Raw genomic sequence first — 25,983 nt, 5'->3', positions numbered from 1 at the left:
AAAAACCATGAAAGATGCCGCGCCCGCCACCGCACCGGAGACGATTTATCTAAAGGATTACAAACCCTTCGGATTTGAGGTGGAGAAGGTCGAGCTGACGTTTCAACTCTCGCCGAATGCCACCCGCGTTCTGAGCAAGATCCGGTTTTCGCCCAAAGCCGAGGCCGCCGATCCCCGGTTCTTCCTGCATGGCGAAGCGCTGAAGTTGATCTCGGCCAAAATCGACGGTGCGCCGGTGACACCCGAGCTGATCGATGGCGGGCTGACCTGCGCCACCCCCGATACTCCCTTCGTCTGGGAGGCCGAGGTGGAAATCGACCCCGCCGCCAACACCGCGCTGGAAGGGCTTTACATGTCCAGCGGCATGTATTGCACCCAATGCGAGGCCGAAGGGTTCCGCAAGATCACCTACTACCCGGACCGCCCGGACGTGATGTCGACGTTCTCGGTGCGGATTGAAGGCGACGCGCCGGTGATGCTGTCGAACGGCAACCCGGTGGGCGCAGGCGAGGGTTGGGCCGAATGGCACGACCCCTGGCCCAAACCGGCCTATCTCTTTGCGCTGGTGGCCGGCGATCTGGTGAACCACCCCGACCGCTTCACCACCAAATCCGGCAAGGATGTCGAGCTGAACATCTGGGTCCGTCCGGGGGATGAGGGCAAATGCGCCTTTGGCATGGAGGCGCTGAAAAATTCGATGAAATGGGACGAGGACGTCTATGGCCTCGAATATGACCTCGATCTGTTCAACATCGTCGCGGTTGACGACTTCAACATGGGTGCGATGGAAAACAAGGGGCTGAATATCTTCAACTCCTCCTGCGTACTGGCATCACCCGAAACCTCCACGGATGCCAATTTCGAACGGATCGAGGCGATCATCGCGCATGAGTATTTCCACAACTGGACCGGCAACCGCATCACCTGCCGCGACTGGTTCCAGCTCTGTCTCAAGGAAGGGCTGACCGTCTATCGCGACGCCCAGTTCACCGCCGACATGCGATCGGAGCCGGTGAAGCGGATCGAAGACGTCATCGCCCTGCGCGCCCGCCAGTTCCCGGAAGACGGCGGCCCCCTCGCCCATCCGCCGCGCCCGGAACAGTTCCAGGAAATCAACAACTTCTACACTGCCACCGTCTATGAAAAAGGCGCCGAGGTAATCGGCATGCTGAAGCGGCTGGTCGGCGATGAAAACTACTACAAGGCGCTGAAGCTCTATTTCGAGCGCCACGACGGGCAGGCCTGCACCATCGAGGATTGGCTAAAGGTGTTCGAGGACGCAACCGGCCGCGACCTGACCCAATTCAAGCTGTGGTACAGCGAGGCAGGCACGCCGCGGGTAAAAGTGTCCGAGGATTACGCCGACGGCACCTATACCCTGACATTTGAGCAATCAACGCCGCCGACACCCGGCCAGCAGAACAAGGCGCCGCGGGTCATTCCGATCGCGGTGGGCCTGTTGTCCCCCAACGGCGACGACCTGCGCGGCACCGAAGTGCTGGAGCTGACCGAAGCCAGACAGAGCTTCACCTTTGACGGCCTCGCCTCGAAACCGGTGCCCTCCATCCTGCGGGAGTTTTCGGCCCCGGTGATCCTGGAGCGCGAGACCACCAACACAGAGCGTGCCTTCCTGCTGGCCCATGACACCGACCCGTTCAACCGCTGGGAGGCCGGCAATCTCCTCGCGACCGAAACCCGCGTCGCCATGGTGACCGATGGCATCGCCCCCGATACGGCCTATCTTGATGCGCTGGTCAAACTGGTGCGCGACGATGCGCTGGACCCCGCCTTCCGCGCGCTGGTTCTGTCTCCCCCCAGCCAGTCGGAAATCGCCCAGACCCTGCACGATCGTGGGGTCACACCCGACCCGCAGAAAATCTACGACGCGGCGGAGACCTTCACCCAGACCCTGGCGCAGCAGCTGGAAACCAGCCTGCCCCGGCTCTATGCCGCCACCACTGTCGATGGCCCCTATCAGCCCGACGCCCATGGCGCGGGCCTGCGGGCGCTGAACGGCCGTATTCTGGCGCTGCTGACCCGTCTCGACGGTGGCGATCAGGCTGCGCGCCAGTATCAGATCGCCGACAACATGACCCAGCAATATGCCGCACTGGCAAGCCTGATGAAGGCGGAGAAAGGCGCGGACCAGAGCCAGGCCTTCTTTGATCAGTGGCAGGACGACCGTCTGGTGATGGACAAATGGTTTGCCCTGCAAGTGGCCTGCGCCGCGCCAGACGCCGCCGCTCGCACGGCCGCAGAGCTGACCCAGCACCCACTGTTCAGCATGAAGAACCCCAACCGGTTCCGCGCCGTCATGGGCGCGCTTGCCGGCCATCACGCAGGCTTTCACCACGACAGCGGTGCAGGCTATTCCCTGCTGGCGCAGAACCTCATCGCGCTGGACCCGCTGAACCCGCAAACCACCGCACGGATGTGTGCTGCCTTCCAGACCTGGACGCGCTACGACAGCGCGCGTCAGGCGCTGGTCCGGGCCGAGCTGGAGCGCATTCTGGCCACTGACGGGCTGAGCCGGGACACCCATGAAATGGTCAGCCGGATCCTGAAGGGGTGATGCGACAGGCAGCGCAGAAGAGCGGGCCATATCATGGCCCGTTCGCAATCCGCCGCCACTCCTCCGCGCCCCGGCGCGAACCATCTGTCATCGAGGCCCCGCCTCATGGCTGATGCTCCGATGATAGATCCGCCGACGAGCCGCCGGGCAGTCATTCCCGCCTATCGCTACAGCCGGGCCGCCCGCTCGCCACGCCTGCTGCTCGCCCTCGGCCTGTGGGGGGCCGGGATTGCGGCGCTGTCGCTGGCGCTGTCCGTCGCGCTCTGGATCTCGCTGCTGCTGATCCTGCCAATGCTGCCCGGCCTCTGGGAACTCTGGCGCAACCCGACTGCCAGCCTGAAGCTGGATGCAACACGGCTCTGCTGGCGCAATGCCTCAGGCGCCGTAGACCTGCCGATCAATCGGATAAGCCATGTCACGCTCGACCGGCGCTGGGACTTTTCTCACCGCGCCACCATTCATACCGAGGCGGGCAAGCGGTTGCGCATTCCCCCCGATTGCCTGCCACCGCATCAGATCCTTGAACAGGCCCTCACCGCAGCAGGCCTGCCCGTCAGGCGGCATCACTTCCGCATCTATTGAGCGCGGACCTCCCCAAAACGACGCCCCGCCGCCACACAGGCAAATCTTAACCCCCGTTAACCTGCCACTGGAATATCCCAATCGTCCATCGCAATGGCGCGCGCCCGCCATGATTGCGCCCCAAAGAACGGCCAGTCTGATTGCAGTGATTTCAGCTGCCAGCACGCGGACATGGATATGCTCAACAAAAACACCCCAGCGCGCGACCTTATCAGACAGGTATTTTCAACTCTGCTACCCGGTGAAGGCCGGGAGACCCTCACGCAAAACACAGCGGCGCCCCCCTGCGCTGCCGTCCGCAGCAGGCAGGATCAGGCAACCGCCCCCCGCCGCGCCGCAGACCGCCCGGATCACCCGCCGCAGCAGCTCATCGTGCCGGTCTGCGAGCCGGATCAGGGCGAAAGCGACTGCGCAACGCTTCAGGACAAGGGACAGTTTCTGGCCCGTCAGGACCGCTGGACCGACCTCTCCGCAGAGATCGCAAAAGCCGACAAGGCCCGCCAGAATACGCCGCATGGCCTGCCCGTTGCCGAGCTTCTTGCCCATGGCGCGCGCAGCGATGTGGTCAATGCCGTCGAACATGCGCTCAGCCTTGGCCACGCCGGAGACCGGCGCAAGATGATCGAAGGCGTCATGGGGCTGGAGACGATGTGCGTGGAACACCGCGACGATCCCTATCTGCGCACTCTGGTGGCCCTCGCCCATATTGATGTGGCCTGGATCTGGCGCGGCTATTCCGATGTCCTGTCAATCACCGTGGCCAATGGCCAGCGCTGCGCCGCCCATTTCGACAGGGCAGCCGCCTTGCTGCATCCGCTGGATGGTATTGCCCTCGACAGCCCGTTTATTGCCGCAGCGAAAACCGCGCTGCTCGCCGGGCAACGATCCGCTAGCGCGACGCAGGTGGCGGATGATTTCGCCGCACTCATCGACCTGGACCCCGACAATCACCGCCACATGCGCAGTCTCGGCACCCATATGCTGCCGCGTTGGTTCGGCAGCTATGATGCCCTCGACCTCGAAGCGCGCCGCACTGCCGCCCGTACACAAGAGATCTGGGGCGACGGCGGCTACGCCTGGGTCTATTTCGACGCCATCGCCTTGGACCCGGAAGCCTGTGCCCGCGTCGACATCGACTTCTTCATGGATGGCTTGCGCGATATAGTCTCACGCCGACCGGATCAGGAAATGATCAACCTGCTGGCCTCTTACTGCGCGGTGGCGCTGCGTTATGTCGAAGAGACCGCAACGACCACCACCGGGCAGCGCGGCGAGATCGCCGGGGCGGCGGATTGGCTGATCCGCGACCACCTGCGCGAAATTCATCCGCTGATCTGGGCCCACGCCGCGCAGCGGTTCGACAACAACCTGCGCATCGCCTCACCGCGCCGGTTTGCCGACCATGGCCGCCGGGACGCGCTGCGCTTCATCGCCGGCCTGTTTCGCAGCGAAATCGAGGCCGGCCAGCGGGTGGAGTTTTCCGCCAAAGGGCTGCGCGTCTCGCCTGATTAGGTGGGCCGCGCAGCATCGCTCAGGTTTTCTTGAACGCATCCAACAGGGCCGCACCCAGCGCGCCTGTGGTTTGGCCAGAGCTTTGCCCAGAGCCTTGACCTGAACCCTGCCCCCTGCCCTGACCACCCTTTGGGCCAGTGGACATCTGGCGCTTGCCGCCGCCCGAATGCCCACCGGGCTTGCCACCACGCTGCGGAGCTGCGCCCTTGGCCGGGCCGCGAGCATTGCGCTCCTCTTTGGCTGAGGCACCGCCGTCCTTCTTCATGGTGAGGGCGATGCGCTTGCGCGGCACATCCACCTCGGTGACAGTGACCTTGACCACCTGTCCTGTCTTCACCACCTCATGCGGGTCTTTCACGAAGCGGTCGGCCAGCTGGCTCACGTGCACCAGCCCATCCTGATGCACCCCAATGTCTACAAAGGCGCCAAAACCCGCGACATTGGTGACCGTGCCTTCCAGCACCATGCCGGGTTTCAGGTCGGTGATCGTCTCCACCCCATCCTTGAAGGACGCCGTCACAAAAGACGGGCGCGGGTCACGGCCCGGTTTCTCCAGTTCCGCAAAGATATCCCGAACCGTCGGCAGGCCCACGTCGCCGCCCACAAAATCCTCTGCCCGCAAGGATTTAAGCGCCGCACCATCGCCCATGATCTGGCGGATATCACGGCCGCAGGCCACCACGATCTTGCGCGCCACATCATAGCTTTCGGGGTGAACTGAGGACGCATCCAGCGGCTCCTTGCCATCGCGGATCCGCAGGAATCCCGCGCATTGCTCAAATGCCTTGGGGCCAAGCCGCGCGACCTTCAGCAGCTGCTTGCGCGAGTTGAACGCGCCGTTCATGTCACGATGCGCCACAATCGCCTCCGCCAGGCCGGGACCAAGCCCCGAGACATGGCTCAGCAGCGGCGCCGACGCCATGTTGAGGTCTACCCCAACGGCGTTCACCACATCCTCGATCACCGCTTCCAGCGATTTCGAGAGTTTGTGCTGGTCCACATCATGCTGGTACTGGCCAACGCCGATGCTCTTGGGCTCGATCTTCACCAGTTCCGCCAGCGGATCCTGGAGGCGGCGGGCAATCGAGACCGCACCGCGCAAGGAGACATCCAGATCCGGGAACTCCCGCGCCGCCAGCTCAGAGGCGGAATAGACCGAGGCACCAGCCTCAGACACCACCACCTTGGTCGGCGCCTTCACCTTGGCCGGCAGGTGTTGCAGCACCTCCGCCACCATCCGCTCGGTCTCGCGGCTGGCGGTCCCGTTGCCAATGGCGATCAGCTCAACGCCATGTTCGGCAATCAGCTTCACAATCGACACCTGCGCCCCGCGCAGATCGTTCTTCGGCTGGAACGGGTACAACGTCTCGGTGGCCACCAGTTTTCCGGTTGCGTCAACCACCGCCGCCTTGACGCCGGTGCGAATGCCCGGATCCAGCCCGAGAGTCGGCCGCGCACCGGCTGGCGCGGCAAACAACAGATCCTTCAGATTGCGGGCAAAAACCTGAATCGCATCCTCCTGCGCCCGGCCGCGCAGATCGCCCATCAGCTCCAGCATCATCGAGAGCGACAGCTTCACCCGCCAGCACCAGCCCGCGACCTTGCGCAGCCAGACATCTCCCGGCCCGTTGCCGCCCGCGCCCAGCACCGCCGCCACCATCGCCTCGGCGCGCGCCACGCCTTCCTCCGGCTCCGGCCCGACGTCCAGCGTCAGCACGCCCTCGTTGGAGCCGCGCAGCATCGCCAGCGCCCGATGCGAGGGCACATCCGCCCAGCGTTCGGAATGCGCGAAATAGTCGGAGAATTTCGCCCCCTCCTGCTCCTTGCCCTCGACCACCTTGGCGGTGAGCACCGCCTCCTTCTGCAGGAACTCCCGCAGCCTGCCCAAAAGGGTTGCATTCTCCGTCAGCCGCTCGGTCAGGATATCCCGCGCGCCGTTCAGCGCGTCCTTCACCGTCACGACCGCCTCGGTAACATAGCCTTCGGCCAGTGCCTCCGGGTCGGTGCTGCGGTCGGCCAGAATGGCATCCGCCAGCGGCTCCAGCCCGTTCTCCTTGGCGATCATCGCCTTGGTGCGCCGCTTGGGCTTGTAGGGCAGATAGATATCCTCCAGCTGCGCCTTGGTCTCCGCCTTGGCAATCGAGGCGGCCAGATCATCAGTCAGCTTGTCCTGCCCCTTGATCGAGTCAAGGATGGCGGCGCGGCGCTTTTCCAGCTCACGCAGATAGTCCAGACGCTCCGCCAGCGTGCGCAGCTGGGTGTCATCCAGCCCGCCCGTGGCCTCCTTCCGGTAGCGCGCGACAAAGGGCACTGTGGCGCCTTCATCCAGCAGCGCAACGGCGGCACTCACCTGTTTGGTGGCGGCGCCGATTTCCGTAGCAATGGTCTGGCTGATGCGGGCGGATGTGTCCAAGGCGGCCTCCTGAAATTTCTGCTCGGGCTGCCAGTACTAGCCCTGCCGGAACGTCTCGCCAAGAGGCTGAATCAGCCCCGAGCGAACCATTGCGGAGGGCAGAGTCCGTCCCGAGGGTGGGCGTGAAGCGCCCGCCCATGGGCGCGGGACGGGCGCTTCCCGGACCTGCGGCCCATGCAAAAGGGCAAATCAATGTACCCGTCTGCCCCTCAATGCCCCCTTGCCCCTGCCCGCGCGGGGGCCTAGAACGCTTGCCAACATCGGACATTCGGATACGGCGGAAAACCATGCTCGACCTGACATATGAACTCCCCAAGCCCAAGGTGATCGCGGGCGCCAAGCATGACTGGGAACTGGTCATCGGTATGGAGGTGCATGCTCAGGTCAGCTCCAATGCAAAGCTGTTCTCCGGCGCCTCCACCAAATTCGGCGCCGAGCCGAACTCCAACGTGGCCTTTGTGGACGCGGCGATGCCCGGCATGCTGCCGGTGATCAACGAATACTGCATTGAACAGGCGGTGCGCACCGGTCTGGGCCTGAAGGCCGATATCAACCTGTGGTCGGCTTTTGACCGCAAGAACTACTTCTACCCCGACCTGCCGCAGGGCTACCAGATTTCCCAGCTTTACCACCCGATCGTGGGCGAAGGCGAAGTGCTGGTGGAACTGGGCGACGGCACCGCGCGCAACGTGCGTGTGGAGCGGATCCACATGGAGCAGGACGCGGGCAAGTCGATCCACGACATGGATCCCAACATGTCCTTTGTCGACCTGAACCGGACCGGCGTCTGCCTGATGGAGATCGTCTCGCGCCCCGACATTCGCGGCCCGGAAGAAGCCGCCGCCTATATCGCCAAGCTGCGCCAGATCATGCAGTATCTCGGCACCTGCGACGGCAATATGCAGAACGGCAACCTGCGCGCCGACGTCAACGTCTCCGTCTGCCTGCCGGGCCAGTACGAGAAGTATCAGGAAACCCAGGACTTCTCCCACCTCGGCACCCGCTGCGAGATCAAGAACATGAACTCGATGCGCTTCATCCAGCAGGCGATCGAGGTCGAAGCCCGTCGCCAGATCGCCATCATCGAGGCAGGTGGCGAGATCATGCAGGAAACCCGCCTGTACGATCCGGACAAGGGCGAAACCCGCTCCATGCGCTCCAAGGAAGAGGCGCATGACTACCGCTATTTCCCCGATCCCGACCTCTTGCCGCTGGAAATCGAACAGGCCTGGGTGGATGAGATCAAGGCAAACCTGCCGGAACTGCCGGACGAGAAAAAGGCACGTTTCATCAAAGACTTCGGCCTCAGCGACTATGACGCCTCGGTACTGACCGCGGATGTGGAATCGGCGGCCTTCTTCGAGGAAACCGCCAAGGGCCGCAGCGGCAAGCTGGCTGCAAACTGGGTCATCAACGAGCTGTTCGGCCGCCTGAAGAAAGAAGACCACACGATTACCGACTCCCCGGTCTCACCTGCCCAGCTGGGCGGCATCATCGACCTGATCGCCTCCGACGCGATCTCCGGCAAGATCGCCAAGGACCTCTTTGAGATCGTCTATACCGAAGGCGGCGACCCCGCTCAGATCGTCGAAGAGCGCGGCATGAAGCAGGTGACAGATACCGGCGCCATCGAAGCCGCGCTGGACGAGATCATCGCCGCCAACCCCGCGCAGGTGGAGAAGGCCAAGGTGAACCCGAAACTGGCAGGCTGGTTTGTCGGCCAGGTGATGAAGGCCACCGGCGGAAAGGCGAATCCGGCCGCCGTGAACAAACTGGTGGCGCAGAAACTGGGCGGCTGATCCGGCCACCGGGCACGCAACGCCCTCAGATAAGAACCACGCAAGGGCGCCCCGGTGGCGCCCTTTGTCGTGTGAAAGGCGCTGCCACCCCCCAACCCGAACGCGATGATCTGGAAGCCGCAGCGGCAATTGGAGTATACTGCCGCCCGACAGGTCCCCGCCCATGGGGAACGCGGACGCTTGACCCCCCGCACGCTTGCGCTAAACCTGCCGCCGACACAGGAGACGTTTATGCAAGCTTTTGAATACAAAGTTGTCCCCGCCCCCGCCAAGGGCACCAAGGCCAAGGGCGTCAAAACCGCCGAAGCCCGCTTTGCCAATTCCATTGATATCCTGCTGAACGACATGGCGGCAGAGGGCTGGGAATATCAGCGCGCGGAGCTGCTGCCATCCGAAGAGCGCAGCGGGCTGACCGGCTCGACGACGAACTGGCGCAACGTGCTGATCTTCCGCCGTGCGCTGCCAGCCGCCGCCGAGCAGTTGCAGGCTCAGGCCGTGGCTCAGCTGGCCGCCCAGATCACCGCGCAGCTCGCAGCGCAGACCCCCGCCCAAGCGGCGGATCACAGCACAGCGGCAGCTGCCACAGCGCCCCCCGCGGAGGCGACACCAGCAGTCCCGACGCTTGGCCCGGCCACCACCAGCGCTGTCGCGCCACCCATCGCCATCGCCGGCGACCCAGAGGCCCCGGCAGGCGCCATTGCCGTTCCGGGCCGGGGCGCCCGCTCTATGGTCGCCGATGACGGCGTCGAGGAGCTGAGCCCGGTGTCCGGCCTGACCGCCGCCCTGAAAGCCCGCGCCAGCCTTGCCGCCACCCCGAAAGATGGCGCCGCCAAACCCGCGCCAAAAGCAGAACCAAAACTGACCAGATCGGAAAAATCCTCCGAGGATCCGGCAAACAGCTGACCAGCCCCCGGATGCAATTCCCCGCCAGCGTTGCCATTGTGGCACATCGGCGGGGCTTTGCCTGACTTTGGCCCTAGACCCCGATATCCAGCGCCAGCGCGTGGATGCGCGGCACGATATCGCCCAGCGCCTTATGCACGGCGCGATGCTGCGCCACGCGGGACATCTCGGCAAAGCCATCGGCCCGGATATATACGTTGAAATGGCTTTCGCCACGCCCGTCGTGACCGGCGTGGCCGACGTGCTGGTCGCTCTCATCCTCAACCCGCAATGCGCGTGGTGCAAATGCGTCGCGCAGACGCGTCTCGATCTCTTCACGGATGCTCATTCTGGCGTGTCCTGCATAAAAATCCCCGTATTAATTTTCCCAGCCCCCTTCAATCTGCCGCCCCTTAGACTAAACTGCTGCCTCCGAGTCGAACAGTTGCGTCTAGAAGGTGCGCCCCATGACCAAGTCAGATCCCTTTGGTTTCGATATGTCCATCCGGTCAGCGAAGAAAAAGAACCCCCGCGGCCGGCGGGCCGCCACCGGCGCGTCCGAGACCTCGCAGCGCATCTGCGACAAGGATGGCTGCGATGAACCCGGCAAATTCCGCGCGCCCAAGGCACCGGATGTGCTGGATGATTACTACTGGTTCTGCCAGGAGCACGTGCGCGAATACAATACCAAGTGGAACTTCTTTGAAGGCACCACCGAGGCCGAATTGAACGCCCAGCAATCCAAGGACAAGGTCTGGGAACGCCAGACCAAACCGATGGGTGACCCCGAGGCGCGCGCCTGGGCGCGGCTGGGCATCGAGGACCCGCATCAGGTGCTGGGCCAGAACGCCACCCGGAATCCGGGTCGCTCAGCCCAGGCCGGGCGCCGCCTGCCCCCGACCGAACGCCGCGCGCTGGAAGTGCTTGAGGCCAAGGACGACTGGAGCAAGGCAGACATCCGCAAAGCCTATAAGAAGCTGATCAAGGTGCTGCACCCCGACATGAACGGTGGCGACCGCAGCCAGGAAGAACAGCTGCAAGAGGTGGTCTGGGCCTGGGACCAGATCAAGGACAGCCGCAGTTTCAAATAAGCGGTAGTTGCGCCCCGAACCAGCCAGACAGAAAACCAGAGCGTCGCGCAAGCGGCGCTTTTTCTTTGTGTAACCTCTGGGTTTTGCAACGCCAGAAGCTTGCAGCGTTCAGACGCCCGCCACGCGACAGCTACGGAAAGTCGCGGGGCAGAGATTTGTCCCTAAATGAAAAAGCCACGGCAGATCGGTGCCGTGGCTTTCTGTCTTGCTGACAGGCTCGGATGTTAGCTGCCCTTGCGCTGCGGCCGCGCCGCTCCGCCTGTTTTGGCAACTGCTGCCCGGGCCTTGTTCTTCTTGCTGGTCGGCTTGCCCTTTGGTGGCGGTGCGCCCTTGCGGCCCGATTTCCCCGGATTGGACCAATCGCCCTTGGGCTTGCCCGGAACCGCCGGTTTGGCGGGTTTTGAGGGGCTTGCGGCACGATCCGACGGGCCGCGCGCAGTCACCGTGGCCTTGCCGCCTTCGCCAGTACGCTTTGGTTTGTCAAAGCGCGGCTTGTCGCCATAGCTGGGCTTGTCGCCACGGGGTTTGTCGCCATAGGGCTTGCTGCTCCGTGGCTTGTCACCATAGGCAGGCTTGTCACCATAGGCAGGCTTGTCGCCCCGGGGTTTGTCACCGCGCGGCTTGTCATAGCTGGGTTTGTCGCCGTAGGGCTTGCGCTCACCACGATCCTGGCCACGGGGGCCACGCTTGTCATCGCGGAAACCATCGCGGTCCCGGTTCTGCGGGCGCGGCGATTTCGGCAGATCTGGCGCCTTGTCCAGACGCGTTACCGTGGCGCCCTCTTCCAGCTCACCATGTTTGACCGCACCCCAGAACGCATCGGCACTGCTTTCGCGCACCTCGACATAGCTCTGGTCGAACTGAATGCGGATCGCGCCGATGTCGTCTTTGGTCAGATTGCCGGCATTGCACAGCATCGGCAGCAGGCGGCGCGGCTCTGCACCGGCCTTGCGACCACCACTGACCGCAAACCAGACGGAGGGGCCAAAGGGCGCCCGCTCTTCCCGCTCGCGCTTGTCCATCTGCGGATCGCTCAGCTCTTCCGGCGCGCTGTGGCGGTCGTGGAACAGGCGCAGATAGGCGGCGGCCAGCTGCTCGGGAGAGAAACGCTCGACCAGTTCCGCCACCGGGGCGGTCTCATTTTCGCTGACCGGCTCGCTCCAGGCCTTGTCACCCAAGAGACGTTCAAAGTCGCGGGCGCGCACATCATCGGCACTGGGGGCCGGGCTGGTTTCTGCGGTGATCTTGGCGGCACGCAGCAGGCGCAGGGCCTTGCCCTTGGCCTTTGGGGGCACGATCAGCGCGGACACACCCTGGCGCCCGGCACGGCCGGTACGGCCCGAGCGGTGCAACAGGGTTTCGTGGCTGGACGGCAGATCCGCATGAATCACCAGATCCAGCTTCGGCAGGTCGATCCCGCGCGCCGCCACATCGGTGGCCACGCAAACCCGCGCCCGCCCGTCGCGCAGGGATTGCAACGCGTTGCTCCGCTCCGCCTGGGACAGCTCGCCCGACAGGGCAACCACGGAAAATCCGCGATTGCTCAGCCGCGTGGTCATCCGGTTCACCACCGCACGGGTGTTGCAGAACACGATCGCATTGGGCGACTCGTGGAAGCGCAGCACGTTGATAACGGCGTTTTCGACGTCGCGCTGCGCCACAGCCAGCATCTGGTATTCGATATCCGCGTGCTGCGAGGCTTCAGCCACGGTTTTGATCCGCTGGTGATCCTTGAGATAGGTCTCCGCCAGACGCGCGATACCAGTCGGCACAGTTGCCGAGAACATCAGGGTGCGGCGGTCTTCCGGGGATTCGCCCAGAATGAACTCCAGATCCTCGCGGAAGCCCAGATCCAGCATCTCGTCTGCTTCGTCCAGCACCACGGCGCGTACCTGCGACAGGTTGATCGAGCCGCGCATGATGTGATCGCGCAGACGACCGGGGGTGGCCACGACGATATGCGCGCCACGCTCCAGCGCGCGGCGTTCGTCGCGCATGTCCATACCGCCCACGGTGGAGACGACCTGCGCACCGGCCTCGGCATAGAGCCAGCCCAGTTCGCGTTTCACCTGCAACGCCAGTTCGCGCGTCGGCGCGATAACCAGCGCCAGCGGCAGCTCGGCCCGGTCCAGTTTCTCGGCCTCACCCAGCAATGTAGGGGCCATCGCCAGGCCGAAGCCTACGGTTTTGCCGGAACCGGTCTGCGCCGACACCAGAAGGTCGGACTGATCCAGCTCGGGCGCGGTGACGGCCTGTTGAACGGGTGTCAAATGCTCGTAGCCGCGCGCCTGAAGCGCTTGTTCGAGTGCTGTTTTCAAGATTTCATTTCGCTTGCTGCGGGGCGCGCCGCCAAAGGGCACGCCGAATATCGGGAATGTCCCCGACTGCGCAGGAACGCGGATGGCATCATCCAAGTGCGCGCTGATATCGGCTTTGCCCCCTTTTGTACAGGGTTCATTTGGCTCATCCGGCACCAGAAGCCACCAGCAGACGCAACCCCGCTATGCGTTTGCCGCCACACCCTGCCACCGGCAGAACACAGGGGCGCGGGCCGGAATGCCCCCCCCGACACGCGCGCAACTGGCCCGGCCAGGCGCGGCCTTAGTGCCAGATTGAGACCAAACGTCACGACAGCTGGTCAAACCCGGCCTTGGCCCCTTGCGATTGCAGACAAGATCAGGCACCAATCCACCGGATTGCCGCCAGCCGACGGACGCTGCGCGGATGAGGATAAGGATCGATTGCGATGACCGACGGTATGCTGGATATGAACGCGAAACCCACCGAAACCCTTTCGGTGCGCGATGTGTTCGGAATTGATACGGATATGACCGTCAAGGGCTTCGCCGACGGCTCCGACCGGGTACCGGCTCTGGATCCGACCTATAAATTCGATCCCGAGACCACATTGGCCATTCTGGCAGGCTTCAGCCACAATCGCCGCGTGATGATCCAGGGCTACCACGGCACCGGTAAATCGACCCATATCGAACAGGTCGCCGCGCGCCTGAACTGGCCCTCCGTCCGGGTGAACCTCGACAGCCACATCTCCCGGATCGACCTCATTGGCAAGGACGCGATCAAGCTGCGCGACGGCAAGCAGGTCACTGAATTCCACGAAGGCATCCTGCCCTGGGCGCTGCGCAACCCGGTTGCCATCGTGTTCGACGAATATGACGCGGGCCGCGCTGACGTGATGTTCGTGATCCAGCGCGTTCTGGAGCATGACGGCAAGCTGACGCTCCTCGATCAGAACGAGATCATCACCCCGAACCCGTTCTTCCGCCTGTTTGCCACCGCCAACACCGTTGGTCTGGGCGATACCACTGGCCTCTATCACGGCACCCAGCAGATCAACCAGGCCCAGATGGACCGCTGGTCGCTGGTGGCCACGCTGAACTACCTCAGCCACGACGCCGAAAGCGCCATCGTCCTGTCCAAGGCGCCGCATTACAACACCGAGAAGGGCCGCAAGACCATCAGCCAGATGGTCACCGTCGCCGATCTCACCCGGACCGCCTTCATGAACGGCGATCTCTCCACCGTGATGTCGCCGCGGACGGTGATCAACTGGGCGCAGAACGCCGAGATTTTCCGCGATGTGGGCTATGCCTTCCGCCTGTCGTTCCTGAACAAATGCGACGAGCTGGAGCGCCAGACCGTGGCCGAGTTCTACCAGCGCTGCTTTGACGAAGAGCTGCCGGAAAGCGCCGCGAGCGTTTCGCTGGGCTAACAGCAATGTGCCGCCCGGCCGCAAGGCCGGGCAGCGCCCGAACTGCCCCCGCCAGACCGAAGGTTTGCCTCCGGCAAAACGGGCGGGCGCTTCGCCTCTCACCCCGCCGGGACCGGCGCTGCCCTATCCGCAGCAGTGCCACTGGACTTTTCCGACACGAGGGGGGATGCTCACAAGGGACTAGGTGCGACCATGAACAAGCCCAACGACAACCCCGCCGATCCGTTCAAGAAGGCGCTGGCCGAAGCCACCAAGGTCATGGCCAATGATTCCGAGCTGAACGTCTCCTACTCGGTCGACCCTGCCGGTCTGTCCGGCGACAATATGCGGCTGCCTCAGGTCTCCCGACGGATGACCCGCGAAGAGGTGCTGCTGGCCCGTGGCACCGCCGATGCGCTGGCGTTGCGCCACAAATTCCACGACCCCGCCACCCATGCCCGCTATGCCCCGCCCGGCGACATGGCGCTTGATCTCTACGAGGCGCTGGAATCCGCCCGCTGCGAGGCGATGGGCGCGCGGCACATGCCCGGCACCGCCTCCAATATCGACGTGAAGATCCAGAACGAAGCCCTGCGCAGGGGTTACGACCAGATCAAATCCGCAACCGAGGCGCCGCTGGCGGTATCCGCCGGCTATCTGATCCGCCATCTGGCCACCGGCCGCCCGATGCCCGATGCGGCGGCCAACGTCATGGAACTGTGGCGCGGTTTCATTGAGCAGCAGGCCGGCGACACGCTGGCCAATCTCGGTGACACCATCGAGGATCAGGCCGCATTCGCCAAATTCGCGCGGCAGGTGATCACCGATCTGGGCTATGGCGACCAGCTGGGCGACGACCCGGATCAGCTTGACGACGAACAGGACAGCGACGCCGAAGACGACGCCGAGGAGCAGCAGGACCCCGACAGCAGCGGTCAGGACGACTCCGAAGAGGAAGAGGCCGACGCCAACCCCGAACAGGCCCAGGAGCAGCAGCAGGACGAAAGCCAGGCGCAGGTCTCGATGGACGAGATGGCCGATGAAGAGCTGGCTGAAGATACCGAAATGCCCGATGGCGAGGCTCCGCTGGACCCGCCACCGCCGCCCGCCGTGTCGGAGGCCGATCCCGACTATAAGGTCTTCGATGATGCCCATGACGAGGAAATCGCCGCCGAGGATCTCGCCGAACCGGCGGAGCTGGAACGGCTGCGCGCCTATCTGGACCAGCAGCTGGAACCGCTGAAAGGGGCCGTCTCGCGGCTTGCCAACAAATTGCAGCGCCGCCTTCAGGCGCAGCAGAACCGCTCGTGGGAGTTCGACCTCGAAGAGGGCATTCTGGACGCCGGCCGTCTGGCCCGCGTGGTGGCAAACCCCACCACGCCGCTGTCGTTCAAACGGGAGAAAGACACCGAATTCCGCGACACCGTGGTGACGCTCCTCTTGGACAACTCCGGTTCCATGCGCGGTCGGCCAATCTCCATCGCCGCGATCTGCGCCGACGTTCTGGCCCGCACTCTGGAGCGCTGCAACGTGAAGGTCGAAATCCTCGGCTTTACCACCCGCGCGTGGAAAGGCGGGCTCGCGCGTGAGGCCTGGCTCAACGACGGTCGCCCACAGCTCCCCGGCCGTCTGAACGACCTGCGCCACATCATCTACAAAGCCGCCGATGCGCCGATGCGCCGGACCCGCGACAATCTTGGCCTGATGATGAAAGAGGGCCTCCTGAAGGAGAATATCGACGGCGAGGCGCTGGAATGGGCGCACCGCCGCATGGTCGCCCGTCAGGAAGCCCGCAAGATCCTAATGGTGATCTCCGATGGCGCGCCGGTGGATGACAGCACGCTGTCGGTGAACCCGGCCAACTATCTGGAAAAACACCTGCGTGATGTCATCGCGATGGTCGAGCGGCGCAAACAGGTTGAACTGCTGGCCATCGGCATCGGCCATGACGTCACCCGCTATTACGATCGCGCCGTGACCATCACCGATGTTGAACAGCTGGCAGGCGCCATGACCGAGCAGCTGGCCGCTCTCTTTGACAGTGACCCGCGCGCCCGCGCCCGGGTGATGGGCATCAAACGCGCGAGCTGAGCACGCCAGCCGCGCCGCTCTGAATCAAAGCCCCGCGCCGCTTCGGTGCGGGGCTTTGTGTTACAGGGGTTGCGGGACGTCGCCGGATTTGGAACAAGTGTTCGCGACAGAGCGCGCCGTGACTGCCGCGCCATTTCCTTGTTCCTGCCGACGTTGCGCAACACCCGCCCAGAAGGGCCGGCCGCTGCGCCCTGACCAACCGTCGCGGACCACCCGAAACAGATGGAGGGAGCCGATGTTCCAGACCTTCGACGTGACAGCCCGCCCGGAACAGGGCCCGCCCCGCCTCAAGGCTTTGCGCACCGAATTGCAGCGCGAGGGGCTCGACGGCTTTCTGGTGCCGCGCAGCGATGCCCATCAGGGCGAATATGTCGCCCCCGGCGATGAACGTCTGGCCTGGCTCACCGGCTTTACCGGCTCTGCGGGCTTCTGTGCCGTGCTGCGCGATGTGGGCGGGGTGTTTATCGACGGGCGTTACCGCACGCAGGTAAAACAGCAGGTCGCGGAGGTCTTTACCCCGGTGCACTGGCCCGAGGTACAGCTGGCCGATTGGCTGAAGGAGCAGCTGCCGACCGGGGGGCGCATCGGCTATGACCCCTGGCTGCATTCGGCCAGCCAGATGCAGGGGCTCGATCTGCACGGGTTTGAATTCGTGCAGGTCGATAATCTGGTGGATCGCATCTGGCAGGATCAGCCCACCCCGCCGATGCAGCCCGTCATCGCCCATCCGCTCAGCTATGCAGGTACATCCGCCTCCGAAAAGACCGCCTCTCTGGCCCAAGAGCTGCGCGACGCCGGACATAGCGCCGCCGTGATCACCCTGCCAGATAGCATCATGTGGCTCCTGAACATCCGCGGCAGCGATATCGCCCACAACCCGGTCGCCCACGGGTTTGCCATCCTGCACGCCGACGCGCGGGTCGATCTGTTCATGGCGGAAGAGAAGCTGACGGGTGTCAGGGATCACCTCGGCGCGGATGTGGCCGTTCATGCGCCGCAGACCTTCCTATCAGCCGTGGCTGAGCTGGCACAGGCCAAAGATGCCTCCGTCACCGTCGATCTGACGACCCTGCCCCGGATCGTCGCCGATCAGCTCGGCGATGCGCTGGTTGCGGCCGGTGACCCCTGCGCCCTGCCCAAGGCCCGCAAATGCGCCGCCGAGATCGCAGGCAGCGCCGCCGCTCATCTGCGCGATGGTGCCGCCGTGGTGGAAACCCTCGCCTGGCTGGACGCCCAGCCCCCCGGCAGCATCACCGAAATCGACGTGGTCAAACATCTCGAAGCCACCCGCCGCAAGGATCCGAAGCTGCGCGACATCAGCTTTGAAACCATTTCGGGCACCGGCCCCAATGGCGCCATCATCCACTACCGGGTCAGCGAGGACAGCAATGCCGCGCTGCTGGACGGGCATCTGCTGGTGCTGGACAGCGGCGGGCAATATCTGGACGGCACCACCGACATCACCCGCACCCTCGCCATCGGCACCCCACCGCAGGAAGCCCGCGAGGCCTATACCCGCGTTCTGCAGGGCATGATCGCCATGTCCCGCCTGCGCTGGCCCAAGGGGCTTGCCGGTCGCGACATCGAGGCGGTGGGACGAATGCCGCTCTGGCTGGCCGGGCAGGACTTCAACCACGGGCTTGGCCACGGGGTCGGCGCCTTCCTCAGCGTACATGAAGGCCCCCAGCGGCTCAGCCGTGCCGGCACCGTACCGCTGGAACCCGGCATGATCCTCTCCAATGAACCGGGATATTACCGCGAAGGCGCTTTTGGTATTCGCATTGAGAACCTGTTGGTGGTAGAACCGGCGCCTGAGCTGGACAGCGCCGACGCCGAACGCGAAATGCTGTGCTGGCGCACCCTGACCTACGCCCCGCTGGACCGCCGCCTGATCGTGGTGGACCTGCTCACCACGGCAGAGCGGGACTGGCTGAACGCCTATCATGCGGATGTAGCCGCTAAGATAGGACCCAACGTAACAGACCCGGCACAACGCTGGCTGGATGCCGCAACGGCGCCGCTGTGATACCGCAGTGTTACATCTGAAGACGACATTGATCCGTGACGAACGACGTGAAGGAAAAGACCATGACAAAGATCCATATTCGCAAAGCAGAAGGCACCTGGGTGGTGCGCTCCGGTGGTGCCGTGCTGGGCGAGAGCAGCAACGCGCTTGAGCTGAGCGAGGGCGATCTGGCGCCCGTCATCTATTTTCCCCGTGGCGACATCGCGACAGCCTTCCTCGACCGCAGCGACAAGACCACCCACTGCCCGGCCAAGGGCGATGCCAGCTACTTCTCGATTGTGAACAAATCATCCGTGACCGAAAACGCGGTCTGGAGCTACGAAACCCCCAATGAGGCCGTAGCGCAGATCAAGGACCACCTTGCCTTCGTCACCGGTGACACCGTGAAAGTGGAGCGGATCTAGGCCCGCCCCGATCGGCAAAAACACGCTCTTATGCAGTCAGGGCGCCCCGTCTCGGGGCGCCTTATTCGTGGATAAGCAGCCTTTCGCTCATCAGGAAACCGCGCTGGGAACCGGGCAACCCACCGCCCGCAGGCCCCGGCGCAGCGGCGCGCGATTGTCGGAAAACGCCATCTGATGGGTCGCGAACGGATCCGAAAAACGGCCACTGACGCGGTCGGAAAATTCGGACTTCACATATTCTCCCGATACAGAAATTAGAAAGATGCACGTATAACGATCATATTGATCGTTATTTCGCTACCGTTTTTGCAGGCCAAAGAGAGCCCGCCCGGAACCCTGCCCCAGGACCAAATAAGATACCGACGAAGAAACAAACAGGCGCGACGGATGTCGCATGTCCCCCTAGTTCAGGATGGTCTGACAAAGATGCTGACGCGCGGCCTCGACGGCCTCACCGGTACAGAACATCTGTGCATCCCGTGCGCTTTGAACGACATAGTCGATCAGGGCCTCATAAGACGCCCGCTCATTTTCCTGCTCTACTGCCTTCGCCACTGTTTCAGCCTCTGTCGGGCTGATTGTTTTGTGTTGCATGTTTTCACTTCCGAAGAATGATCACCATTATCCTTATGTTAACCATATTTAAGCCGCTGGGCCGATAAAGGTTAAAATTTCTTCTGGAAAAAAGCGAACACCCGTTTCAGAAATATCACATATTTGGGATCGTCTTTTGCGGGTAAACTTGTCTTTAAGCGACGGCTTTATGGGAAATGTCGCAAATTGACGATGAGCCGCCGTAGTTTTCAATCCTCAACTATGCTCCTCCGCAGCCGCCGCAGCCAGCGCACGGGTGTAGGCTTTCAGCGAATCAATGTGGTAAAGGGCCCCGATGAGATTCGGCGGATTATCGCCGCCCTCCCCTTCCGCCAGTACCGGCAGATAGCTGAGATCGGCCCGGTCGAAGATCGGCATCGCGGCCTCCAGCGAGGCAGAGGCGCGGACCGACAGCCCCTGGTCAATCAGCGCGGCGCAGTCCTCCGCGCTGGCGCAGCGCGGATCGCCCAGTGGCCGCATCACCGCTCCGGCGCGCAGCATCGACAGCAGATAGGCCTGTGGCCCCGCCGCGCAATGAATATTGCGCCGCTCCAGCTGGGTGAGAAAGAACGACCGGTCGACAATCCGCGACGCCAGCGCCGTCGACATCGACACCGCCACCATCACCGCCAGGCCGATCTGCCAGTCGCCGGTCAGCTCGAACACGATCAGCGTCGTGGAAATCGGCGCGCCAAGCACCGCCGCCGCCACCGCGCCCATCCCGGCAAAAGCATAGAGCGTATGCGTCCCCGACACATCCGGCAGCACAGCGGTCGCAATCAGCCCAAAGGCGAGCCCGGTCAGCGCCCCGACCATCAGCGACGGCGAGAACACCCCGCCCCCCATGCGCCCGCCCATGGTGATCGCCACGGCCGCGGTTTTGACCATGGCAAAGAGAATGGTCTGATGCAGCACCAGCGCGCCCGTGAGGGCCAGAACCGTGGTTTCATAGCCAACGCCAATGATATGGGGAAACCAGACCGCAAGCCCGCCCAGCAGCAGGCCAGAGGCCGCCGGACGCAGCCAGCGCGGCAGACCCAGCTTTGTCTGCACAGCATTGCCGATTTCCTCGGCAAAGAAGATCGACCGCATCAGCACCACCGCCACGATCCCGCAGATCAGCCCAAGCATCAGAAAGGCCGGCAGCTCGACGTAGAATTGCAGCGCCCCCGGCGTGATCAGGTCGAACTCCGTCACATCGCCATATTCCAGCCGGTTGATCACGGTTCCGGCCACCGAGGCGATGACAATGGGCGCAAAGGCATGGACCGCGAAATGCCGCAGCACCACCTCCAGCGCAAAGAGCGCCCCGGCAATAGGCGCATTGAAGCTGGCAGAAACCGCCGCCGCCACCGCACAGCCCAGGAGATCGCGCCCGGTGATGCCATCGGCCTGAATGCGATTGCTGACCCAGGTCGAGATCACCCCCGCCATATGCACCACCGGCCCCTCGCGACCGGTTGATCCGCCGGTACTGAGCGTGATCAGAGAGGCACAGGCAGACGCCAGACCGGCGCGAATTTCCACCCGCCCATCGCCAAGCGCGGCCCCCTCGATCACATCGGCAACGGATCGCACCCGGGCATCCGGCGTAAACCGGTGCAGGATCAGCCCCACCACCAGCCCGCCAAGGGTCGGAATGATCATCAGCCAGTACCAGGGCATGTCCTGTGCGAAACTATGCAGGAAATTCACATCCTCCGCGCCATAGACCCAGGCCTGAAAGGCGGTGATCCCCTTGCGGAAGAACAGCGCCGCAAACCCGGCGGCGATCCCGATCAGCAAGGCGATAAACCAGAATTGAAACTGGCTCGGCCCCCGGTGGCGCAGCACCCGCCAGACATCCCGCACGCCAGCAACCCCCTGAGCCAGCTGGGCGGAAATGGCGGAGCGTATGGTCTGTGGCATGAACCCGATTGTCCCGGTGTCGTTCTTGTCTGTTTACGCGGCAAACTATCGGCAGGTTGGTTAAGCCATCGTGAAAACTCAACAGCTTAGAACGATCCGGGCAACAGTTTTAGCTCAGCCCACCAGCAGCGCCCTGGCGGCAGCGCGGGCCTCCGAGGTGATTGTATCACCTGAAACCATACGCGCCAGCTCATCGACCCGTTCGTCCTCATCCAGCGGCACCACCTGCGACAGTGTCTGCCCGTCGACAACCTGCTTCTGCACCCGCCAATGATGCGCGCCCTGGGCCGCCACCTGCGGCGAATGGGTCACAACCAGCACCTGCCCGCCATCGGCCAGCGCCTTCAGCCGCCGCCCCACCGCATCCGCCGTCGCGCCGCCCACGCCGCGGTCGATCTCGTCAAAGATCATCGTCTGATTGCCGGTCTCGCCGCGCAGGCAGACCTTCAGCGCCAGCAAAAAGCGGCTCAGCTCACCGCCCGAGGCGATCTTGTTCAGCGGCCCCGCCGGCGCGCCGGGGTTTGTGGCCACGGTAAAGGCAACCGCGTCCTTGCCCTCCGGTCCCGGCTCGGCCTCGGTCAGCCGTGTTTCAAACACCGCGCGTTCCATCTTGAGCGGGGCCAGCTCAGCCATCACCGCCGCATCCAGTGCCGCCGCCGTCTCCCGCCGCGCCGCCGACAGCTGCGCCGCCGCCCCCGCATAGGCCGCCTCGGCCTCGGCCAGTGCGGCCTCCTGATCGGCGAGATCCTGATCCCCGGCGTCCACCGCCGCCAGTTTCTCGCGCAGGGTTTCAGCATAGCCGCCCAGATCATCAGGCAGAACATCATGTTTGCGGGCCAGCGCGCGGATGGCAAACAGCCGCTCCTCGCTCTCTTCCAGCTCACCGGGATTGAACTCCAGCCCGTCGAGCACACGGGCAACGCCATCCTGCGCCTCACCCAGTTCGATCATCGCCCGCAACAGCGCCGCAATCGGCGCATCCAGCGCCGAGTCTGCCTGCGCAGAGACCCCTTCCAGCCAGCGCTGCGCATCCCCCAGTGACGTTTCGGCACCATCGGTCAGGATGCTCTGGGCGCGCTGGATATCGCCACGGATCCGCTCGGCGGACTGCATCTCGCGGCGGCGCTGATCCAGTGCAGCATCCTCGCCGGGCTGCGGGTCAAGCGCGTCCAGCTCCGCCACCGCATGGCGCAGGAAATCCTCTTCGGCGCGGATAGCCTCCAGCGCGGCGCGGGTTTCGGCAACGCTCTTTCGGGCGCGGCTGGCAGCGGCCCAGCGATCGCGGACGGTCCGCAGAAGATCGCCAAGACCGGCAAACTCATCCAGCATGGCGCGGTGGCCGCGCGGGTTCAGCAGGCCCCGGTCATCATGCTGGCCATGCAATTCCAGCAGCGTGTCCGACAGCGCCCGCAGTACCTCGCCCGAACAGCGCCGGTCATTGACCCATGCGGTCTTGCGTCCCTCGGCGGTGTTCACCCGGCGCAACAGCAGCGTATCGCCTCCGGGCAGCCCCGCCTCAGCCAGCACCGCATGGGCCGGATGGTCTGGCGACAGCTCGAACTCGGCCAGCACCTCCCCCTGTTTGGCGCCCTGGCGCACCAGTTCGGCCCGGCCCCGCCAGCCCAGCACAAAACCAAGCGAATCCAGCAGGATCGACTTGCCGGCCCCGGTCTCCCCGGTCAGCACATTGAGACCCGGCTGAAAATTCAGCTCAAGATGGTCGATGATCAGGATATCGCGAATATCAAGCGCGCGCAGCATGGCCCGGCCCCAATTGCGGAAGTGGCAATTACAGCCACTCCCCCTTGATGGACTGACGGTAGATCTGGCTCAGCCAGTTGTTGCCGACATCGCGCATTTTCAGCCCGTTGTCTGTCAGCAGCTTAAAGCTGTCCTCATACCATTCGGTCGATTGATAGTTATGGCCCAGAATGGCACCGGCGGTCTGCGCCTCATTCACCAGCCCCAGCGACAGATAGGCCTCGACCAGACGGTGCAGCGCCTCTGCGGTATGGGTTGTGGTCTGGAAATCCTCGACCACAACGCGGAACCGGTTCACCGCCGAGGTATAATGCCCCTTGCGCAGATAGTAGCGGCCGATCTCCATCTCCTTGCCCGCCAGATGGTCAAAGGCAAGATCGAACTTCAGGATTGCCGAGCTCGCATATTCGCTGTCCGGGTAGACCTCGATCACGGTGCGCAGCGATTGCAGCGCCTGAAAGGTCAGGCCCTGATCGCGGCCCACTTCGTCGATCTGATCATAGTAGCTCAGCGCCAGCAGATACTGCGCATAAGCGGCGTCTTCTTCGGTCGGGTAGAAGTCGATATAGCGCTGTGCGGCAGCGCGGCTGTCCTCGTAGTCACGCCCCAGATGATAGGCATAGGCCTGCATGATCAGGGCCTGTTTCGCCCAGGAGGAATAGGGGTAAAGACGTTCGATCTCGGAGAAGTAAAAGGCCGCATCCTCGGTCCGGTTACGCTCCATCTCGAATTCGCCGCGCTCGTAGATCTGCTCCGGGGTGAACCCGTCAAGTGGCTGCGAACTCTTGGCCGCGCCCCCGTCTCCGCCACATCCCGAAAGCGCAGCTACGAGTAGAACCGCGCCGATGGTTTTGGCTGCCGCCCCCATGCCCATCATGTTCGCCTAACCTCACCGTCATTTACTTACGGGTGTGAACCCCGGTTCTGCCCGGTCTAGCACATTCAATTGACGCGCAAAACGTCTTTAACCGATTTCCCGCCCACTTGGCAGAGAAAGCGCGGCGGGGTCAAGAGTGCGAAGCAGCCCCGGCCCGCCACAACATGGCGCACGCCAGCCGATACCCCATGCCGCGCCGGGGTTCGCCGCATCCGAAAACATTGGTCAATATGAGGTGAGCGCTGCAAGGATCCGAACCAAACGGGATCTGGACAAGTCCCGGCAAGCCGCTTTGGGGCACGGTGAGGCGGCGCGCTGCGCCGTGAAGCCGCCGGTGTGATCTTCGAACCGCCCCGCCCCTCTAGGGTCACGACCTAAGGACGGCTCGAAGATCTCCCCCGGTGCCCCCGGCGCAATCTGCCCCGGTCGGGCTGCGCCAACGCATAGGCCTGTATTGGATCGAACTGTGGTGCAGTCTGCGCCCGGCGTCTGTGCTGCAATCATCAGTTCGCGAGTGACCGGAGTGCTGTCGTTGCAGCCCGCGGTCCGGTTGGCGCCGGGTGCACCCCGATTGTCCGGGGGAACCCAGGTTGAACGTCAGGCCCCCCAGCCGACGTTCCCGCCCGATAGCCTCAATTCAGTTACGCAACGCGGCGCGCATCGGTCGGGATCTCCGCCCAGACCAGCCCCTGCCCCGGCAGGCGCGCTGTCATCGCCGCATCGCAGCTCACCTGACGCACCGCGCCGGGTGTCGCAAAGACCGCCCGCAGCAATGTGTTGGTCAGCGAATGACCGGCACGCTCGCCGATATAGTGGCCAAAGACCGGGCCACCCGCCAGCGACAGATCACCAAGCGCGTCCAGCATCTTGTGGCGCACAGGCTCGTCCGAGTGGCGCAGACCCGCGCCGCTCTCGACCTGCGGGCCGTCGAACACAACCGCGTTCTCGCCGGGGACACCCCCCAGCGCCAGACCATTGGCCTGCATGCTTTCGACGTCAACGCGACGGCAGAAGGTGCGGCTGTCGCAAAGCTCACGCGCAAAGGCACCATTGCGCAGATCCAGCGTCTTGCTCTGACGGCCAATCGCCGTCTCGGCAAAGTCGATGTGGAACTCGATGGTCAGGCGGTTGCTCGGCAACAGGGTGGCGGTCGCACCGTCATGGCTGACACTCACCGGCTTCAGGATCTGATAGGCGGTGACCGGCGCCGCAAGGCGCTGAATACCGGTCTGCATGATGCCCCGCACGAAATGCGCCGAAGACCCATCCATGATCGGCACTTCCGGGCCGTCGATATCAATCATCACATTGTGGATGCCACAGCCCGCCAGCGCGGCCATGATATGCTCCACCGTGGAAACCGAAACACCGGAGGCATTGACCAGCCGTGTGCACAATGGCGTCCGCTCGACCCGGTCCCAAAGCGCCGGCACCATGGTGTTGCCCAAAGCGATGTCAGTGCGCCGGAAGCAGATGCCGTGGCCAGCCGATGCAGGCTTCAGGATCATGCGAACGGGTTTGCCGGAGTGGAGCCCCACACCGTCAAACGTCACTGATGCTTTAAGCGTATTCTGCACGATGGCCTCATTCCGTAAGGGTGGGCCGTACTTGGGCCCTTGTTGCGGAACAGAGGTAAGGTGTCACTTCGTTAGGCTCAACTCAATCTTTGTAACGGAATGAAACATCCCTGTAACAGATCGGCAAAACCCTGCCCAACCGGCACCAACTCGCTGATTTAAAACGAAAAAAGGTCGCCCTA

The 25,983-nt window shown here is 63.8% G+C and carries 19 protein-coding genes; 10 read left to right on the top strand and 9 right to left on the bottom strand.

The genetic code is table 11. The features are described from left to right. Nucleotides 1-7: 7 nt before the first annotated feature. The 3 genes from pepN to VWZ85_RS17620 all read left to right on the top strand — a co-directional run bounded on the left by pepN (nucleotide 8) and on the right by VWZ85_RS17620 (nucleotide 4,666). Nucleotides 8-2,572: an aminopeptidase N gene (gene pepN / locus VWZ85_RS17630; protein ID WP_416589301.1), complete on the top strand. Its 2,565-nt coding sequence runs from the start codon at nucleotides 8-10 to the stop codon at nucleotides 2,570-2,572. Between the two features lie 105 nt (nucleotides 2,573-2,677). Next, a complete protein-coding gene (locus tag VWZ85_RS17625; RefSeq protein WP_416589300.1) occupies nucleotides 2,678-3,154 on the top strand; it encodes a hypothetical protein in 477 nt (158 codons plus the stop codon). 177 nt (nucleotides 3,155-3,331) lie between these two features. Further along, a complete protein-coding gene (locus tag VWZ85_RS17620) occupies nucleotides 3,332-4,666 on the top strand; it encodes a hypothetical protein (RefSeq protein ID WP_416589388.1) in 1,335 nt (444 codons plus the stop codon). Between the two features lie 19 nt (nucleotides 4,667-4,685). Here VWZ85_RS17620 and VWZ85_RS17615 read toward each other — a convergent pair whose 3' ends face one another. Continuing rightward, a complete protein-coding gene (locus VWZ85_RS17615; RefSeq protein WP_416589299.1) occupies nucleotides 4,686-7,079 on the bottom strand; it encodes a Tex family protein in 2,394 nt (797 codons plus the stop codon). A 287-nt stretch (nucleotides 7,080-7,366) separates the two neighbouring features. Here VWZ85_RS17615 and gatB point away from each other — a divergent pair, with 287 nt between their 5' ends. Both gatB and VWZ85_RS17605 read left to right on the top strand, forming a co-directional pair. After that, a complete protein-coding gene (gene gatB, locus VWZ85_RS17610) occupies nucleotides 7,367-8,878 on the top strand; it encodes an Asp-tRNA(Asn)/Glu-tRNA(Gln) amidotransferase subunit GatB (RefSeq protein WP_416540427.1) in 1,512 nt (503 codons plus the stop codon). Between the two features lie 231 nt (nucleotides 8,879-9,109). Further along, entirely contained in the window at nucleotides 9,110-9,781 is a 672-nt protein-coding gene (locus VWZ85_RS17605; RefSeq protein WP_416589298.1) for a DUF4177 domain-containing protein, read from the top strand. A gap of 73 nt (nucleotides 9,782-9,854) precedes the next feature. Here VWZ85_RS17605 and VWZ85_RS17600 read toward each other — a convergent pair whose 3' ends face one another. Further along, nucleotides 9,855-10,109, bottom strand: coding sequence for a BolA family protein (locus tag VWZ85_RS17600; protein ID WP_340545062.1), 255 nt, complete (start codon nucleotides 10,107-10,109; stop codon nucleotides 9,855-9,857). A gap of 118 nt (nucleotides 10,110-10,227) precedes the next feature. Between VWZ85_RS17600 and VWZ85_RS17595 the strand changes: the two genes are divergently transcribed. Next, entirely contained in the window at nucleotides 10,228-10,851 is a 624-nt protein-coding gene (locus VWZ85_RS17595) for a DnaJ domain-containing protein (RefSeq protein ID WP_340545061.1), read from the top strand. 224 nt (nucleotides 10,852-11,075) lie between these two features. Here the strand turns inward: VWZ85_RS17595 and VWZ85_RS17590 are convergent, their stop codons facing one another. Continuing rightward, entirely contained in the window at nucleotides 11,076-13,169 is a 2,094-nt protein-coding gene (locus tag VWZ85_RS17590; protein ID WP_416540430.1) for a DEAD/DEAH box helicase, read from the bottom strand. A gap of 428 nt (nucleotides 13,170-13,597) precedes the next feature. Between VWZ85_RS17590 and cobS the strand changes: the two genes are divergently transcribed. The 4 genes from cobS to VWZ85_RS17570 all read left to right on the top strand — a co-directional run bounded on the left by cobS (nucleotide 13,598) and on the right by VWZ85_RS17570 (nucleotide 19,084). After that, complete coding sequence (gene cobS, locus VWZ85_RS17585) at nucleotides 13,598-14,584, top strand: cobaltochelatase subunit CobS (RefSeq protein ID WP_416536769.1); 987 nt, start codon at nucleotides 13,598-13,600, stop codon at nucleotides 14,582-14,584. 192 nt (nucleotides 14,585-14,776) lie between these two features. Further along, on the top strand, nucleotides 14,777-16,654 hold the full coding sequence (cobT, locus tag VWZ85_RS17580) for a cobaltochelatase subunit CobT (protein ID WP_416589297.1): 1,878 nt from the start codon (nucleotides 14,777-14,779) through the stop codon (nucleotides 16,652-16,654). Nucleotides 16,655-16,889: 235 nt separating this feature from the next. Then, nucleotides 16,890-18,680: an aminopeptidase P family protein gene (locus VWZ85_RS17575; RefSeq protein WP_416589296.1), complete on the top strand. Its 1,791-nt coding sequence runs from the start codon at nucleotides 16,890-16,892 to the stop codon at nucleotides 18,678-18,680. Nucleotides 18,681-18,742: 62 nt separating this feature from the next. Beyond that, the gene (locus tag VWZ85_RS17570; RefSeq protein ID WP_340545056.1) at nucleotides 18,743-19,084 is read left to right on the top strand and encodes a DUF427 domain-containing protein; all 342 of its coding nucleotides are present in this window, start codon (nucleotides 18,743-18,745) and stop codon (nucleotides 19,082-19,084) included. A 90-nt stretch (nucleotides 19,085-19,174) separates the two neighbouring features. On the opposite strand, the gene VWZ85_RS17565 is transcribed toward VWZ85_RS17570, so the two are convergent. The 6 genes from VWZ85_RS17565 to lpxC form a co-directional block, all read right to left on the bottom strand. Then, on the bottom strand, nucleotides 19,175-19,318 hold the full coding sequence (locus VWZ85_RS17565) for a hypothetical protein (protein WP_416589295.1): 144 nt from the start codon (nucleotides 19,316-19,318) through the stop codon (nucleotides 19,175-19,177). Between the two features lie 168 nt (nucleotides 19,319-19,486). After that, nucleotides 19,487-19,678 (bottom strand): hypothetical protein, encoded by a 192-nt coding sequence (locus tag VWZ85_RS17560; RefSeq protein ID WP_340545054.1) that lies wholly within the window; start codon nucleotides 19,676-19,678, stop codon nucleotides 19,487-19,489. A 216-nt stretch (nucleotides 19,679-19,894) separates the two neighbouring features. Beyond that, a complete protein-coding gene (locus tag VWZ85_RS17555) occupies nucleotides 19,895-21,586 on the bottom strand; it encodes a chloride channel protein (protein ID WP_340545053.1) in 1,692 nt (563 codons plus the stop codon). Between the two features lie 114 nt (nucleotides 21,587-21,700). Next, nucleotides 21,701-23,347 carry a DNA repair protein RecN gene (gene recN, locus VWZ85_RS17550; RefSeq protein WP_416589294.1) on the bottom strand — a complete coding sequence of 549 codons (1,647 nt, stop codon included), beginning with the start codon at nucleotides 23,345-23,347 and terminating at the stop codon, nucleotides 21,701-21,703. A gap of 28 nt (nucleotides 23,348-23,375) precedes the next feature. Then, on the bottom strand, nucleotides 23,376-24,224 hold the full coding sequence (locus tag VWZ85_RS17545) for an outer membrane protein assembly factor BamD (protein ID WP_340545051.1): 849 nt from the start codon (nucleotides 24,222-24,224) through the stop codon (nucleotides 23,376-23,378). A gap of 641 nt (nucleotides 24,225-24,865) precedes the next feature. Then, nucleotides 24,866-25,801: a UDP-3-O-acyl-N-acetylglucosamine deacetylase gene (lpxC, locus tag VWZ85_RS17540; protein WP_416536765.1), complete on the bottom strand. Its 936-nt coding sequence runs from the start codon at nucleotides 25,799-25,801 to the stop codon at nucleotides 24,866-24,868. Nucleotides 25,802-25,983 lie beyond the last annotated feature (182 nt).

The organism is Phaeobacter sp. JH20_29 (genome assembly GCF_048056175.1).
Taxonomy (GTDB): Bacteria; Pseudomonadota; Alphaproteobacteria; order Rhodobacterales; family Rhodobacteraceae; genus Phaeobacter; species Phaeobacter bryozoorum.
Note: the sequence above shows the minus strand (reverse complement) of the source record. Positions and strands in the feature narration are given on the sequence as shown.

Excerpts from the sequence above, each read along its gene's own strand:
- VWZ85_RS17600 (WP_340545062.1), bottom strand. The coding sequence starts at position 10,109 with ATGAGCATCCGTGAAGAGATCGAGACGCGTCTGCGCGACGCATTTGCA.
- VWZ85_RS17620 (WP_416589388.1), top strand. The coding sequence starts at position 3,332 with ATGCTCAACAAAAACACCCCAGCGCGCGACCTTATCAGACAGGTATTT.
- VWZ85_RS17560 (WP_340545054.1), bottom strand. The coding sequence starts at position 19,678 with ATGCAACACAAAACAATCAGCCCGACAGAGGCTGAAACAGTGGCGAAG.
- gatB (WP_416540427.1), top strand. The coding sequence starts at position 7,367 with ATGCTCGACCTGACATATGAACTCCCCAAGCCCAAGGTGATCGCGGGC.
- VWZ85_RS17555 (WP_340545053.1), bottom strand. The coding sequence starts at position 21,586 with ATGCCACAGACCATACGCTCCGCCATTTCCGCCCAGCTGGCTCAGGGG.
- VWZ85_RS17605 (WP_416589298.1), top strand. The coding sequence starts at position 9,110 with ATGCAAGCTTTTGAATACAAAGTTGTCCCCGCCCCCGCCAAGGGCACC.
- cobT (WP_416589297.1), top strand. The coding sequence starts at position 14,777 with ATGAACAAGCCCAACGACAACCCCGCCGATCCGTTCAAGAAGGCGCTG.
- VWZ85_RS17570 (WP_340545056.1), top strand. The coding sequence starts at position 18,743 with ATGACAAAGATCCATATTCGCAAAGCAGAAGGCACCTGGGTGGTGCGC.
- cobS (WP_416536769.1), top strand. The coding sequence starts at position 13,598 with ATGACCGACGGTATGCTGGATATGAACGCGAAACCCACCGAAACCCTT.
- recN (WP_416589294.1), bottom strand. The coding sequence starts at position 23,347 with ATGCTGCGCGCGCTTGATATTCGCGATATCCTGATCATCGACCATCTT.
- VWZ85_RS17545 (WP_340545051.1), bottom strand. The coding sequence starts at position 24,224 with ATGATGGGCATGGGGGCGGCAGCCAAAACCATCGGCGCGGTTCTACTC.
- VWZ85_RS17625 (WP_416589300.1), top strand. The coding sequence starts at position 2,678 with ATGGCTGATGCTCCGATGATAGATCCGCCGACGAGCCGCCGGGCAGTC.
- VWZ85_RS17595 (WP_340545061.1), top strand. The coding sequence starts at position 10,228 with ATGACCAAGTCAGATCCCTTTGGTTTCGATATGTCCATCCGGTCAGCG.
- VWZ85_RS17575 (WP_416589296.1), top strand. The coding sequence starts at position 16,890 with ATGTTCCAGACCTTCGACGTGACAGCCCGCCCGGAACAGGGCCCGCCC.
- pepN (WP_416589301.1), top strand. The coding sequence starts at position 8 with ATGAAAGATGCCGCGCCCGCCACCGCACCGGAGACGATTTATCTAAAG.